Source organism: Pseudomonas sp. BTN1 (genome assembly GCF_001907715.1).
In the GTDB taxonomy this organism is placed as follows: Bacteria; Pseudomonadota; Gammaproteobacteria; order Pseudomonadales; family Pseudomonadaceae; genus Aquipseudomonas; species Aquipseudomonas paracarnis.
In genome coordinates, this window is record NZ_MPBM01000021.1 from 17,315 (window position 1) to 30,046 (window position 12,732).

General features: G+C 62.3%; 7 protein-coding genes and 2 pseudogenes. 8 read left to right on the forward strand and 1 reads right to left on the reverse strand.

The features are described from left to right. Positions 1-44: 44 nt before the first annotated feature. The 4 genes and pseudogenes from BMH52_RS29960 to BMH52_RS09635 form a co-directional block, all read left to right on the forward strand. Positions 45-1,124, forward strand: a pseudogene (locus BMH52_RS29960) (cache domain-containing protein); the annotation flags it as partial. A 327-nt stretch (positions 1,125-1,451) separates the two neighbouring features. Next, positions 1,452-1,988: pseudogene (locus tag BMH52_RS29965) on the forward strand (methyl-accepting chemotaxis protein); the annotation flags it as partial. A 195-nt stretch (positions 1,989-2,183) separates the two neighbouring features. Next, positions 2,184-4,592, forward strand: coding sequence for a glucose/quinate/shikimate family membrane-bound PQQ-dependent dehydrogenase (locus tag BMH52_RS09630; RefSeq protein ID WP_019817284.1), 2,409 nt, complete (start codon positions 2,184-2,186; stop codon positions 4,590-4,592). A gap of 57 nt (positions 4,593-4,649) precedes the next feature. Next, positions 4,650-5,912, forward strand: a complete 1,263-nt coding sequence (locus BMH52_RS09635) for a carbohydrate porin (protein ID WP_073843492.1) — start codon at positions 4,650-4,652, stop codon at positions 5,910-5,912. Here BMH52_RS09635 and BMH52_RS09640 read toward each other — a convergent pair. Continuing rightward, positions 5,909-7,084, reverse strand: coding sequence for a XylR family transcriptional regulator (locus BMH52_RS09640; protein WP_073843494.1), 1,176 nt, complete (start codon positions 7,082-7,084; stop codon positions 5,909-5,911). The genes BMH52_RS09635 and BMH52_RS09640 overlap by 4 nt on opposite strands. Before the next feature lie 139 nt (positions 7,085-7,223). Between BMH52_RS09640 and xylA the strand changes: the two genes are divergently transcribed. The 4 genes from xylA to BMH52_RS09660 all read left to right on the forward strand — a co-directional run bounded on the left by xylA (position 7,224) and on the right by BMH52_RS09660 (position 12,330). After that, positions 7,224-8,540 (forward strand): xylose isomerase, encoded by a 1,317-nt coding sequence (xylA, locus tag BMH52_RS09645; RefSeq protein ID WP_072435610.1) that lies wholly within the window; start codon positions 7,224-7,226, stop codon positions 8,538-8,540. A 101-nt stretch (positions 8,541-8,641) separates the two neighbouring features. Further along, positions 8,642-9,643 (forward strand): D-xylose ABC transporter substrate-binding protein, encoded by a 1,002-nt coding sequence (gene xylF, locus BMH52_RS09650; RefSeq protein ID WP_072435611.1) that lies wholly within the window; start codon positions 8,642-8,644, stop codon positions 9,641-9,643. Further along, a complete protein-coding gene (xylG, locus tag BMH52_RS09655; protein ID WP_073843496.1) occupies positions 9,640-11,193 on the forward strand; it encodes a D-xylose ABC transporter ATP-binding protein in 1,554 nt (517 codons plus the stop codon). Before xylF ends, xylG begins: the two co-directional genes overlap by 4 nt. Next, entirely contained in the window at positions 11,194-12,330 is a 1,137-nt protein-coding gene (locus tag BMH52_RS09660) for a sugar ABC transporter permease (RefSeq protein ID WP_014718057.1), read from the forward strand. The last annotated feature ends 402 nt before the right edge of the window (positions 12,331-12,732 follow it).

Here is a 12,732-nt window from a genome sequence, read left to right on the forward strand (position 1 = left end):
TTTTTCTCCCCTTGCCAAAACTATAAATACCCGCGGGTGAAGTCATGAATATCAAGCAGAAGCTGACATGGGCGTTTGCGGCCATCGCGTGCGTGCCGGTCATCCTGGTCGCCATTATCGTGGTGCTGAATCTGCGCGAGGGTGCGCTGGCCAACTTCCTCGACAGCAGCGGCCGCGAGATCCGCCAGATCGACAATGGCATGCAGCAGTTTTTCGACGGCATCAGCCAGAATGTCGACTTCGTCGCCAAGGACCCGCGCGTGATCGCGGCCAAGAACCTCAAAAGCTATGCCGGCGCCGATGCCGCGCAAATCCCGCTTACGCCGACCAACACAGAGCTGCTGGCGATTTTCGATCAGTTCGCCAAAAGCCACCCCAGCACCGCCTACCTGTCCCTGGGACTGAGCGATGGCGGCTACGCCAGTTGGCCAGACGACGCCAAACTGACGCAATACGACCCGCGCACCCGCCCCTGGTACCAGGCCGCCATCGCAGCGCCAGGCAAGACCGTGCGCACAGGCGCCTACTACTGGGCCCCGGACGATGTGGTGCTGATCGGCACCGTGCGCACCGTCGCGGATGCCACGGGTAACGTCCTTGGGGTGGTTGGCCTGGACGTGTCGCTCAAGCAACTCACCGAGCTGGTGCGCACCATCAAGCTGGGCGACAGCGGCTACCTGATGCTGGTGGAAGCCGACGGCAACGTGCTGGTGGACCCCAGCGATGCCACGCACAATTTCAAGCCCCTGGCGGGCCTGGGCGCGAACTACGCCGAACTGGCCAAGCACGGCGATGGCGTGACCGAGGTGAGCATCGACGGCGTGGCCTACATGGCTAACGTGGTCAGTTCCAAAGACCTGGGCTGGCGCTTTATCGGCCTGATCAAGCGCGACGAAGTGATGGCCGGCGCCACCCGCCTGACGTGGTTGATCGCGGCGATTGCCGCCGTATTGGCCGTGGTGTTCGCCATCGTCGGCGCCAGTTTCGCCCGTGTGATCGTGCGCCCGATTCGCGGCGTGGCCGACGGTTTGCAGGAAATCGCCGAAGGTGAAGGCGACCTCACGCGCCAGCTCAAAGTGCAAGGCAAGGACGAAACCGCTAGCCTGGCCGGCTGGTTCAACCAGTTCCTGAGCATGATCGCGCAATTGGTGCAGCGCATCGGCAACGCCTCCTCAGACCTGCAAACCGCCGCCGCCGACACCAGCGCCGTGGCCAACAATATGAACCAGGCCGCCGGCCGCCAGCGCGAAGCCGTGGAACTGGTGAGCACTGCGTTCAACGAGATGGTCGCCACCGCCAACGAAGTCGCGCGCTCATGCAGCGCCGCCGCCACGAGTGCCGATGAGGGCTATCGCGACGTGCACACCGGCCAGCAGCACATCGGCGAAGCCACCGGCAGCGTGCTCAAGCTCAGCGAAGACCTGCAAAAATCCACACAGACCATGCAGTTGCTCGAGCAAGACAGCCAGAACATCAACACCATCCTTGATACCATCCGTTCGATAGCCGAACAGACCAACCTGCTGGCGCTCAACGCCGCGATCGAAGCTGCCCGCGCTGGCGACCAGGGCCGCGGCTTTGCGGTGGTCGCCGATGAAGTGCGTGCACTGGCGCGTCGCACCGCCGACTCCACCGGCGAAATCGACAGCCTGCTGGGCAACCTCGCCCGCCGCACCCAGGAAGTCACCCAGCAGATGCAAGGCAGCTTGCTGGTGTCCAACACCAGCGTGGAGCGCATCCAGCAGGCCCGCGACAGCTTCGACAAGATCCGTGGTTCGGTGGACTCGATTCGCGACCAGAACACCCAGATCGCCACCGCCGCCGAAGAGCAGCACCAGGTGGCCGAAGAGATCAACCGGCATATCGCGCAGATCCACGCCGACGCGCAGTTGGTGGAAGGCTTTGCGCATTCGGCGCAGACCGGTTCAGGGCGGCTGACGGATATTTCCGGCCAGCTCAATGGGCTGGTGGGGCGCTTCAAGTTCTGATGCCGTGGCGAGGGAGCTTGCTCCCTCGCCACAGAGGTTTGTCGATTGTCTGGGCCACCTACTGACCCCTTCAGAAGAGGGCCGCGCCATCATCGCAGTACCTGCAACAGTCTATTGCAGGACTCAAATGTACTAACTGGTTACTTATCTTGCTAAAATCGCGTCTTTGCCCTCTCTCACTCGAGTCCATTCGACATGAAACGAGCATCGCGCGCCGCTGGCGTCTCTAGATTCTTACTCCTGGGCCTGGGCGTCGTCATCGCCCTGCTCGGCCTTGCGCTGGCCGTCGGCGGCGCCAAATTGGTCAGCCTGGGAGGCTCCTGGTACTTCCTGCTCGGCGGCGTGGCCATGGCCATTTCCGGGCTGTTGATTGCCCGCTGCAAGCCTGCCGGCGCCTGGTTGTTCGCCGCGTTTCTAGTGGCTACTGCCGTGTGGGCGGTGGCCGACGTGGGCCTGGAATACTGGCCGCTGTTCTCGCGACTGTTCATGTTTGCGGTGATTGGCGTGGTTGTGGCGCTGGTGTATCCATTGCTGGCCGGCAAACCGGCGCGGGGTGCCTATGGCGTCGCCGCCGTGTTGGCGCTGGGCGTGGCGGTGGCGGCGGGCAATATGTTTGTCGCGCACCCAAGCGTTGCGCCCACCGGTGCAGGCCCGGGCATGACCCCGGTGGCGGCGGCCGATGCGCAGAAAGATTGGGCCCACTACGGTAATACCGAAGGTGGCAGCCGTTTCGCCGCGCTGGACCAGATCAACCGCGACAACATCGACAAGCTCAAAGTCGCCTGGACCTACCACACCGGCGACGTGGCCATCAGCGACGGCAACGGTGCCGAAGACCAGCTGACGCCCCTGCAGGTCGGCAACAAAGTGTTTATCTGCACCCCGCACAACAACCTGATCGCGTTGGATGCCGACACCGGCAAAGAACTGTGGAAGAACGAAGTCAACGCCAAGTCGGCAGTGTGGCAGCGTTGCCGGGGCATGGCGTATTTCGACGCCAGCGCACCGATTGCCCAGCCGACCCAGCCCAACAGCTCGCCGATCCTGACCGCCAGCGTGCCTGTCGGTGCGCAGTGCCAGCGTCGCCTGCTGACCAACACCATTGATGCACGCCTGATCGCCGTAGACGCCGACACCGGCAAGTTCTGCGAAGACTTTGGCACCCATGGTCAGGTGGACCTCAAGGCCGGCCTGGGCAATGTGCCGGACAGCTACTATCAACTGTCCTCGGCGCCGCTGATGGCCGGCACCACCGTGGTGGTCGGCGGTCGCGTGGCAGACAACGTGCAGACCGATATGCCCGGTGGCGTGATCCGTGGCTTTGACGTGATCACGGGTCAAATGCGCTGGGCGTTCGACCCAGGCAACCCTGAAGACAAGCAGGCCCCGACGGGCGACGCCACCTACGTGCGCAGCACCCCGAACAGTTGGGCGCCGATGTCTTACGACCCACTGATGAACACGGTCTTCCTGCCGATGGGCAGCTCGTCCACCGATATCTACGGTGTGGAGCGCACCCAGCTCAACCACAAATACGGTGCTTCGGTGCTGGCACTCGACGCCTCCACCGGTGCCGAGAAGTGGGTGTACCAGACGGTCCACAACGACCTCTGGGACTTCGACCTGCCGATGCAGCCCAGCCTGATCGACTTCACCCCGCCAGGCAGCGACAAGGCTGTACCCGCCGTAGTCATCGGCACCAAGGCCGGGCAGATCTATGTGCTCGACCGCGCCACGGGCAAGCCGCTGACGGACGTGCAGGAAGTTCCGGTCAAAGCCGCGAACATTCCCAACGAGCCGTATTCCCTGACCCAGCCGAAATCCGTGGGCATGCCGCAGATCGGCGCGCAAACCCTGACCGAGTCGGACATGTGGGGCGCGACGCCGTATGACCAGTTGCTGTGCCGCATCGACTTCAAGGGCATGCGCTACGACGGCCTGTACACCGCACCAGGCACCGATAAATCCCTGAGTTTCCCGGGTTCCCTGGGCGGCATGAACTGGGGCAGCATTTCCACCGACCCGGTGCACGGTTTTATCTTCGTCAACGACATGCGCCTGGGCCTGTGGATCCAGATGATACCGTCGCAGAACAAGGCCCAGGCCTCTTCCGGTGGTGAAGCGCTGAACACCGGCATGGGCGCCGTGCCGCTCAAGGGTACGCCGTATGCGGTGAACAAAAACCGCTTCCTGTCGGTGGCCGGCATTCCGTGCCAGGCGCCGCCGTTCGGTACCTTGACCGCCATCGACATGAAGACGCAAAAGGTCGCCTGGCAAGTACCGGTGGGCACCGTTGAAGACACCGGCCCCCTGGGTATCCGCATGCACCTGCCGATCAAGGTAGGCCTGCCGACCCTGGGCGGTACGCTGTCCACCCAAGGCGGCCTGATCTTTATCGCCGGCACCCAGGACTTCTACCTGCGCGCCTTCAACAGCGGCAATGGCGATGAAATCTGGAAAGCCCGCCTGCCCGTCGGCAGCCAGGGTGGGCCGATGACCTACGTGTCGCCGAAAACCGGCAAGCAATACATCGTCGTCACCGCCGGCGGCGCACGCCAGTCCACCGACCGTGGCGACTACGTGATCGCCTACGCCCTGCCGTAACCGCCCTCTGTTCGCGCGGTGCTCCGGCACCGCGCTTTGTGTTTGGAAAGATCCCCCATGACCCCTACTCCTCATACCGCCTGGCGCCTGGCGCTGGGCCTGGCCTTTGCGGCCGCCCTGCCCGTTCAAGCCGACGACACCACCCTGACCGGCGACTGGGGCGGCCTGCGCCGTGAACTCGACGCGCAAGGTGTGCGCTTTACCGGTGACTACAGCGGCGAGACCGCCTACAACGCCCACGGCGGCCAGCACCGTTCGGCGCGCTACTCGCAAAACGTCAAGCTCGGCGTGCAGTTCGACCTGGGCAAGCTCTACGGTTTTACCAACGGCGACCGCATCCAGCTGACCATCAACGACCGACGCGGCAACAGCGCCTCCGAGAACCTGGTGGGCAACCGCCTGCCGATCCAGGAAAACTACGGTGGCCTCTACACGCGCCTCACCGAACTGAGCTACGAGCGCACGCTGTTCACCCCGGCGCTGAACCTCAAGCTGGGCTATATGGCCATGGGCAATGATCTCGGTGGCCTGGACAGCGGCATCCTGTGCAACTTCATGAACGCCGGCTTCTGCGGGCATCCGCTGAACATGTCCGGCGGCAGTGGCTGGGCCAACTACCCGAATGCGCACCTCGGTGCCCGGTTGAAGTACGACTTTTCGCCCAACTGGCAGCTGCGCGTGGCGGCGTTCAATGTCGACCCGTCCAGCAACGGCAACTCCAGCCGTGCCTGGCACCTGGGACCCAAGCACACCACCGGCACCGTGGTGCCCATCGAGCTTATCTACAAGCATGCGGGCGCACTGCCCGGGGAATACAAGCTCGGGTATTACTACGACAGTTCCGATGTAAAACGCATTGGCAGCAACAAGGACGTCAGCGGGCGCGGCGGTCACTACCTCTTGATCGACCAGGCTGTGTGGGCCTCCCAGTCATCCCAAGGCCGTAGCCTGCACGCCTTCGGGCAGTACTCTGCAGCCAGCCAAGCGGCCTCGCCGTTCACCAAGTGGTATGGCGCAGGCGTGGTGCTGTACAAGCCGTTCGAGGGTCGCCCGCGCGATACCGTCGCCCTGGGCTATGGCCGCGCGGTGCCGAACCCGCGCAGCCGTGATGTACAGGAGCTGGCAGCGTTCAACACCGGCACGGCCTATCCCGACCTGGACACGGCCGAACAGCTGATCGAGCTCAGTTATGGCTACCAGGCCACGCCTTGGCTGACCTTGCGCCCGGATGTGCAATACATCATCGAGCCGGGGGCTTTTTCCGGGGAGAGCATCGACAATGCGCTGGTGCTGGGCTTGCAGGTCAAAGCGGTGTTCTAGTTCGTGCCCTGCTGATACTGACGCGGCGTACAGCCAAATTCGCGGCGAAACACCGTATGCAGGTACTGCGCAGAGGTGAAGCCACAGCGTGCAGCAATGTCGGCAATCGCAAGGCTTTGGTTTTCCAGGCCTTTGGCGGCAGCGGCAAGTTTGAAGCGCAGAATCTCATCATGCACGCTGCAGCCGCGGGCCTTGCGAAAATGCGCTTCCAGGGACGAGCGGGAAACACCGACATAGGCCGCGACCTGATCGGTCTTGATGCCCTGGCAGGCGTACTGGCGGATAAACAACAAGGCCTGCATCACGTAAGGATTGCCTAGGGGTTGATGCAGGCTGGAGGCCTGCACGTTGATGGCGTCCGGCGGCACCAGCACCTGCGTGCCCGTGCAGGGTTTGCCGTGCAGCATCTGATGCAACAGCGCCGCAGCGGTGCGGCCCATGGTCTCGGTGCCCTGGATCACCGAACTGAGCGGCACCCGCGTGAGGGTACGGGTCAGCGGGTCGTTGTCGATGCCGATCAACGCCACCTCCTCCGGCACCGCAATACCCGCCGTCAGGCAGGCTTGCAGCAATTGCCGAGCGCGGGCATCGGTCACCGCGATGATGCCGATAGGCTTGGGCAAACTGTGCAGCCAGGCAATCTGCTGCTCCACCGCGCTGTCCCACAACGGCGCACTGGTGCCCAGGCCGCGATACACCTCTACCTGCAAGCCATCGCGCTGCATCAAGCGGCGAAAAGCTTTCTCACGCTCCTGGGCCCACCGATTGGCCTGGGCTTCGGGCAGGCTGAAACAGGCAAACCGCGTCAACCCCGCCTCCACCAGATGCTCGTAGGCCAGCTTCATCAGGGCATGGTTATCGGTGGCCACATAAGGAATGCCCTTGGGGTACTTGCTGACATCCTCATAAGACCCACCCACCGCCACCACCGGTATCCGACTCCCAGCCAGCGCCTCGCCGATCAGCGGGTCATCGAAGTCAGCAACGATGCCGTCCCCCTGCCAACGCTCGATACCGCGCAGGCGGCAGAGGAAGTCTTCTTCCAGGAACAGGTCCCAGGATGCGCGGGTGCTGCTCAGGTAATTGCCAATGCCGGCGATGATGCCGCGGTCGTAGATCTTGCTGCCGTTGAACAGCAAGGCGATGCGGTGAACGGGCGGTAGGGTTTTCATTGTTTTTGTCCTTAGGCCGGTAGGGACAGACTAACCCTCACCACTCAAAATCGCACTACACCTTGGTGATTTTCATAATCAGCCGCCCAGGTGCCATTGCTAGTATCCAGACACCGCCCAGAACAATAAGGAAAACCCCATGCCGTACTTCCCCGGTGTCGAGAAGGTGCGCTTCGAAGGCCCTGCCAGCACCTCTGCCCTCGCCTTTCGTCACTACGACGCCAACAAACTGATCCTCGGCAAGCCCATGCGGGAGCATCTGCGCATGGCCGCCTGTTACTGGCATACCTTTGTGTGGCCGGGGGCGGATATGTTTGGGATGGGGACGTTCAAGCGCCCGTGGCAGCGCAGTGGCGATCCGATGGAGGTGGCGATCGGCAAGGCCGAGGCGGCGTTTGAGTTTTTTTCCAAGCTGGGTATCGACTACTACAGCTTTCACGACACCGATGTGGCGCCCGAAGGCAGCTCGCTCAAGGAGTACCGCAACCACTTCGCGCAGATGGTCGACCACCTGGAGCGCCATCAGGAACAGACCGGCATCAAGCTGTTGTGGGGCACTGCCAATTGCTTCAGCAACCCGCGCTTTGCCGCCGGGGCCGCGAGCAACCCAGACCCAGAGGTGTTCGCCTTCGCCGCCGCCCAGGTGTTCAGTGCAATGAATGCCACGCTGCGCCTCAAGGGCGCCAACTATGTGCTGTGGGGTGGCCGTGAAGGGTATGAAACTTTGCTCAACACCGACCTCAAGCGCGAGCGCGAACAGCTCGGGCGTTTTATGCGCATGGTGGTTGAACACAAGCACAAGATCGGCTTCAAGGGTGACCTGTTGATCGAGCCCAAGCCCCAAGAGCCGACCAAACACCAATACGATTACGACAGCGCCACCGTGTTCGGCTTCCTGCATGAGTACGGCCTGGAACACGAAATCAAAGTGAACATCGAGGCCAACCACGCGACGCTGGCCGGGCACAGTTTTCATCATGAGATCGCCACCGCCGTGTCGTTGGGGATCTTCGGCAGCATCGACGCCAACCGCGGCGACCCGCAGAACGGTTGGGACACCGACCAGTTCCCCAATAGCGTCGAGGAGATGACCCTGGCCACCTATGAAATTCTCAAGGCGGGCGGGTTCAAGAACGGCGGCTATAACTTCGATTCCAAGGTGCGCCGCCAGAGCCTCGACGAGGTGGACCTGTTCCATGGGCATGTCGCCGCCATGGATGTGCTGGCCCTGGCGTTGGAGCGTGCGGCGGCGATGGTGCAGGACGACCGCTTGCAGCAGTTCAAGGACCAGCGCTATGCCGGCTGGAGCCAACCATTGGGCCAGGCGGTGTTGGCCGGTGAGTTCAGCCTGGAGTCATTGGCTGAACATGCCTTTGCCAACGCGCTGGACCCACAGGCGGTGAGTGGGCGCCAGGAGATGCTTGAAGGCGTTGTGAATCGGTTTATCTATCGGTGACATTTGCACGACAAATCTCTGCACAGAGCGTCGAGTGACGCTCTACAGTTCAACCCGCACCACGCTGTGTCTTTCCAACAACAATAAAAGGACGCACCACCATGAAGTCATTCAAACCTGCCCTGCTCGCCGCAGCCCTGGCACTGCTCGCCCTGCCGGTGATGGCCGACCCTGCGCACCCGAAAATCGGTTTTTCCATCGACGACCTGCGCCTGGAGCGCTGGTCCCGCGACCGTGATTACTTTGTTGCCGCCGCGCAGAAGCTCGATGCCAAGGTGTTCGTGCAGTCTGCCGATGCCAACGAGCAGAAGCAGATTGCCCAGATCGAAAACCTGGTCTCCCGGGGCGTCGATGTGATCGTGATCGTGCCGTTCAACGCCACGGTGCTGACCAATGCGGTGGCCGAAGCCAAGAAAGCCGGGATCAAGGTGGTGTCCTATGATCGCCTGATCCTCAATGCCGACATCGACGCCTATATTTCCTTCGATAACGAAAAAGTCGGCGAGATGCAGGCCAGCGGCGTGTTGCAAGCAGCGCCCAAGGGCAATTACTTCCTGCTGGGCGGCGCGCCGACGGACAACAACGCCAAGGTGCTGCGCGAAGGTCAGATGAAGGTGCTGCAACCGGCCATCGACAAAGGCGATATCAAGATCGTCGGCCAGCAATGGGTCAAGGAATGGAACCCCACCGAGGCCTTGAGCATTGTCGAAAACGCCCTGACCCGTAACGACAACAAGATCGACGCCATCGTCGCCTCCAACGACGCCACCGCCGGCGGTGCGATCCAGGCCCTGGCCGCGCAGAAACTGGCGGGCAAGGTACCGATCTCCGGCCAGGACGCTGACCTCGCGGCGATCAAGCGCGTGATCGATGGCACCCAGACCATGACCGTGTACAAACCGCTCAAGCTGATCGCCACCGAAGCGGCCAAACTTTCGGTGCAGTTGGCACGCAGCGAACAGCCGACCTACAGCTCGCAATACGACAATGGCAGCAAGAAGGTCGACACCATCCTGCTTACGCCGACGCCGTTGACCAAAGCCAACATCGACCTGTTGGAAAAGGACGGTTTCTACACCAAAGAGCAGATCGCCGGGCAATGACCGTGGCCGCCGATTACCTGCTACAAATGAACGGCATCGTCAAAAGCTTTGGCGGTGTCAACGCCCTCAACGGCATCGACATCAAGGTCAAACCTGGGGAGTGTGTGGGCCTGTGCGGTGAAAACGGTGCGGGTAAATCCACCTTGATGAAGGTGCTGTCGGCGGTCTACCCGCACGGCACCTGGGAGGGGGAAATCCTCTGGGATGGGCAGCCGCTCAAGGCCCAGTCCATCCGCGAAACCGAGGCCGCCGGGATTGTCATCATTCATCAGGAACTGACCCTGGTGCCCGACCTGTCGGTGGCCGAGAACATTTTCATGGGCCACGAACTGACCCTGCCCGGTGGGCGCATGAACTACCCGGCGATGTTGCACCGCGCCGAGGCGTTGATGCGTGAACTCAAGGTGCCGGACATGAATGTGGCGCTGCCGGTGTCGCAGTATGGCGGCGGCTACCAGCAATTGGTGGAGATCGCCAAGGCGCTGAATAAACAGGCGCGCCTGTTGATCCTCGACGAGCCCTCCTCGGCCCTGACCCGTGGCGAAATCGAGGTGCTGCTGGACATTGTCCGGGGCCTCAAGGCCAAGGGCGTGGCCTGTGTGTATATCTCGCACAAGCTCGATGAAGTGGCGGCGGTGTGCGACACCATTGCAGTAATTCGCGACGGCAAGCACATCGCGACCACCGCCATGGCAGACATGGACATCCCCCGGATCATCACGCAGATGGTCGGCCGCGAAATGAGCAACCTCTACCCCACCGAGCCCCATGAGGTGGGCGAGGTAATTTTCGAGGCGCGTAACGTCACCTGCTACGACGTCGACAACCCCAAGCGAAAGCGCGTCGACGACATCTCCTTCGTGCTCAGGCGCGGTGAAATCCTTGGCATCGCCGGCTTGGTGGGGGCCGGGCGCACGGAGTTGGTCTCGGCGTTGTTCGGTGCCTACCCCGGGCGCTACAGCGCCGAGGTGTGGCTGGAGGGTCAGGTGATCGACACGCGCACGCCGCTCAAGTCGATCCGCGCGGGGCTGTGCATGGTGCCCGAAGACCGCAAGCGCCAAGGCATCATCCCCGACCTGGGCGTGGGCCAGAACATCACCCTGGCGGTGCTGGACACCTACGCGCACCTGACCCGCATCAACGCCGAAGCCGAACTGGGCAGCATCGACCAGCAAATCAGCCGCATGCACCTCAAGACCGCCAGCCCGTCGCTGCCGATCACCAGCCTCTCAGGCGGCAACCAGCAAAAGGCCGTGCTGGCGAAAATGCTGATGACCAAGCCCAAGGTGCTGATCCTCGACGAACCTACACGTGGCGTGGACGTTGGGGCCAAGTACGAGATCTACAAACTGATGGGCGCGTTGGCGGCCGAAGGCGTGTCGATCATCATGGTGTCCTCGGAATTGGCCGAAGTGCTCGGCGTGTCCAACCGCGTACTGGTAATTGGTGACGGCCAGTTGCGCGGGGATTTCATCAATGACGGGCTCACCCAGGAACAGGTGCTCGCCGCTGCGCTCAGCCAAAACAATAACAATCGGAAGACCGCGTAGATGAATCAGGTCAAACACCTTTTTACCCGCTACAAGATGCTCGCGCTGGTGATCGCCGTGGCGTTCATCTGGTTGTTTTTCAGTTGGCAGACCGAGGGTGGTTTTCTCACCCCGCGCAACCTCTCCAACCTGCTGCGGCAGATGTCGATCACCGGGATATTGGCGTGCGGCATGGTGCTGGTGATTATCAGCGGCGAGATCGACTTGTCGGTGGGCTCGTTGCTCGGACTGTTGGGCGGGCTGGCGGCGATTCTGGATGTGGTCTATCACGTGCCGCTATTGGCCAACCTGAGCCTGGTGGCGCTGTGCGGCTTGATGATCGGCTTGGCCAACGGCTACATGACCGCTTACCTGCGCATCCCCTCGTTCATCGTCGGCCTGGGCGGAATGTTGGCGTTTCGCGGGATTCTGCTGGGGATTACCGGCGGCACCACCATTGCGCCGGTGTCGCCGTCGCTGGTGTATGTGGGCCAGGGGTATTTGCCCCACAACGTCGGCATCGGGCTTGGCGTATTGTTGTTTGCCCTGACACTGTTCCTCACCTGGAAACAACGGCGCAACCGTGCGCTGCATGGGTTGGCCGCGCATTCACGGCTGCGCGATGCACTGCGCGTGGTGCTGATTGGCGCGGTGCTCGCAGGCTTTGTCACCACCCTCAACCGCTACGACGGCATCCCCGTGCCGGTGCTGCTGTTGCTGGCGCTGCTGGGGGTGTTCAGCTATGTCACGCACCAGACTGTGTTCGGCCGCCGGGTGTATGCGGTGGGCAGCAATATGGAGGCCACGCGGCTGTCGGGCATCAATGTGCAAGCGGTGAAACTGTGGATCTTCGGCATCATGGGCGTGATGTGCGCCCTCGCCGGCCTGGTCAACACCGCGCGCCTCGCGGCGGGCTCACCGTCGGCGGGCAACATGGGCGAACTCGACGCCATCGCCGCGTGCTTTATTGGCGGCACTTCGATGCGGGGTGGGTCGGGCACGGTGTATGGCGCGCTGCTGGGGGCGCTGGTGATTACCAGCCTGGACAACGGCATGTCGATGCTGGATGTGGACAGCTACTGGCAGATGATCGTCAAGGGCAGCATTTTGGTGCTGGCGGTGTGGGTAGACGTGAGTACGCGCTCGGGCAGGCGATAACTCGTCCGCCAGAACACCACCGATCACCTGTGGGAGCTGGCTTGCCTGCGATGGCGGTCTGTCAGCAGTAAAACGGTAGCTGACCCACCGCCATCGCAGGCAAGCCAGCTCCCACATTGATCGTATTGCACGCTTGGGTTAGTGGCATTTGGTCATGGTTTGTAAAGGGCCAGCAAGGCGTGTCCCTTTAAATTGCAGGACGTTTCCTAGACAATCCTTGCCGCCTTGTGCCTGCTGGAATCGGTGGCTAGTCTGCGGTCCGTCACTGCCAAATCAGTGATCGGGTTTAGTCGCCCGGATTCGAGCAAGCGTTTGGTCCCATAACGTTTTTATGGTGGCTGTGCGCGGGGCACCTTCGGGTGCGCCGGATGCTCTGGACCGGTCGACTAACCTGCGTACAGC

What these genes read in the sequence shown, in the direction of transcription:
- BMH52_RS09660 (WP_014718057.1), top strand. Translation starts at nt 11,194, where the DNA reads ATGAATCAGGTCAAACACCTTTTTACCCGCTACAAGATGCTCGCGCTG.
- xylF (WP_072435611.1), top strand. Translation starts at nt 8,642, where the DNA reads ATGAAGTCATTCAAACCTGCCCTGCTCGCCGCAGCCCTGGCACTGCTC.
- xylG (WP_073843496.1), top strand. Translation starts at nt 9,640, where the DNA reads ATGACCGTGGCCGCCGATTACCTGCTACAAATGAACGGCATCGTCAAA.
- BMH52_RS09635 (WP_073843492.1), top strand. Translation starts at nt 4,650, where the DNA reads ATGACCCCTACTCCTCATACCGCCTGGCGCCTGGCGCTGGGCCTGGCC.
- BMH52_RS09640 (WP_073843494.1), bottom strand. Translation starts at nt 7,084, where the DNA reads ATGAAAACCCTACCGCCCGTTCACCGCATCGCCTTGCTGTTCAACGGC.
- BMH52_RS09630 (WP_019817284.1), top strand. Translation starts at nt 2,184, where the DNA reads ATGAAACGAGCATCGCGCGCCGCTGGCGTCTCTAGATTCTTACTCCTG.
- xylA (WP_072435610.1), top strand. Translation starts at nt 7,224, where the DNA reads ATGCCGTACTTCCCCGGTGTCGAGAAGGTGCGCTTCGAAGGCCCTGCC.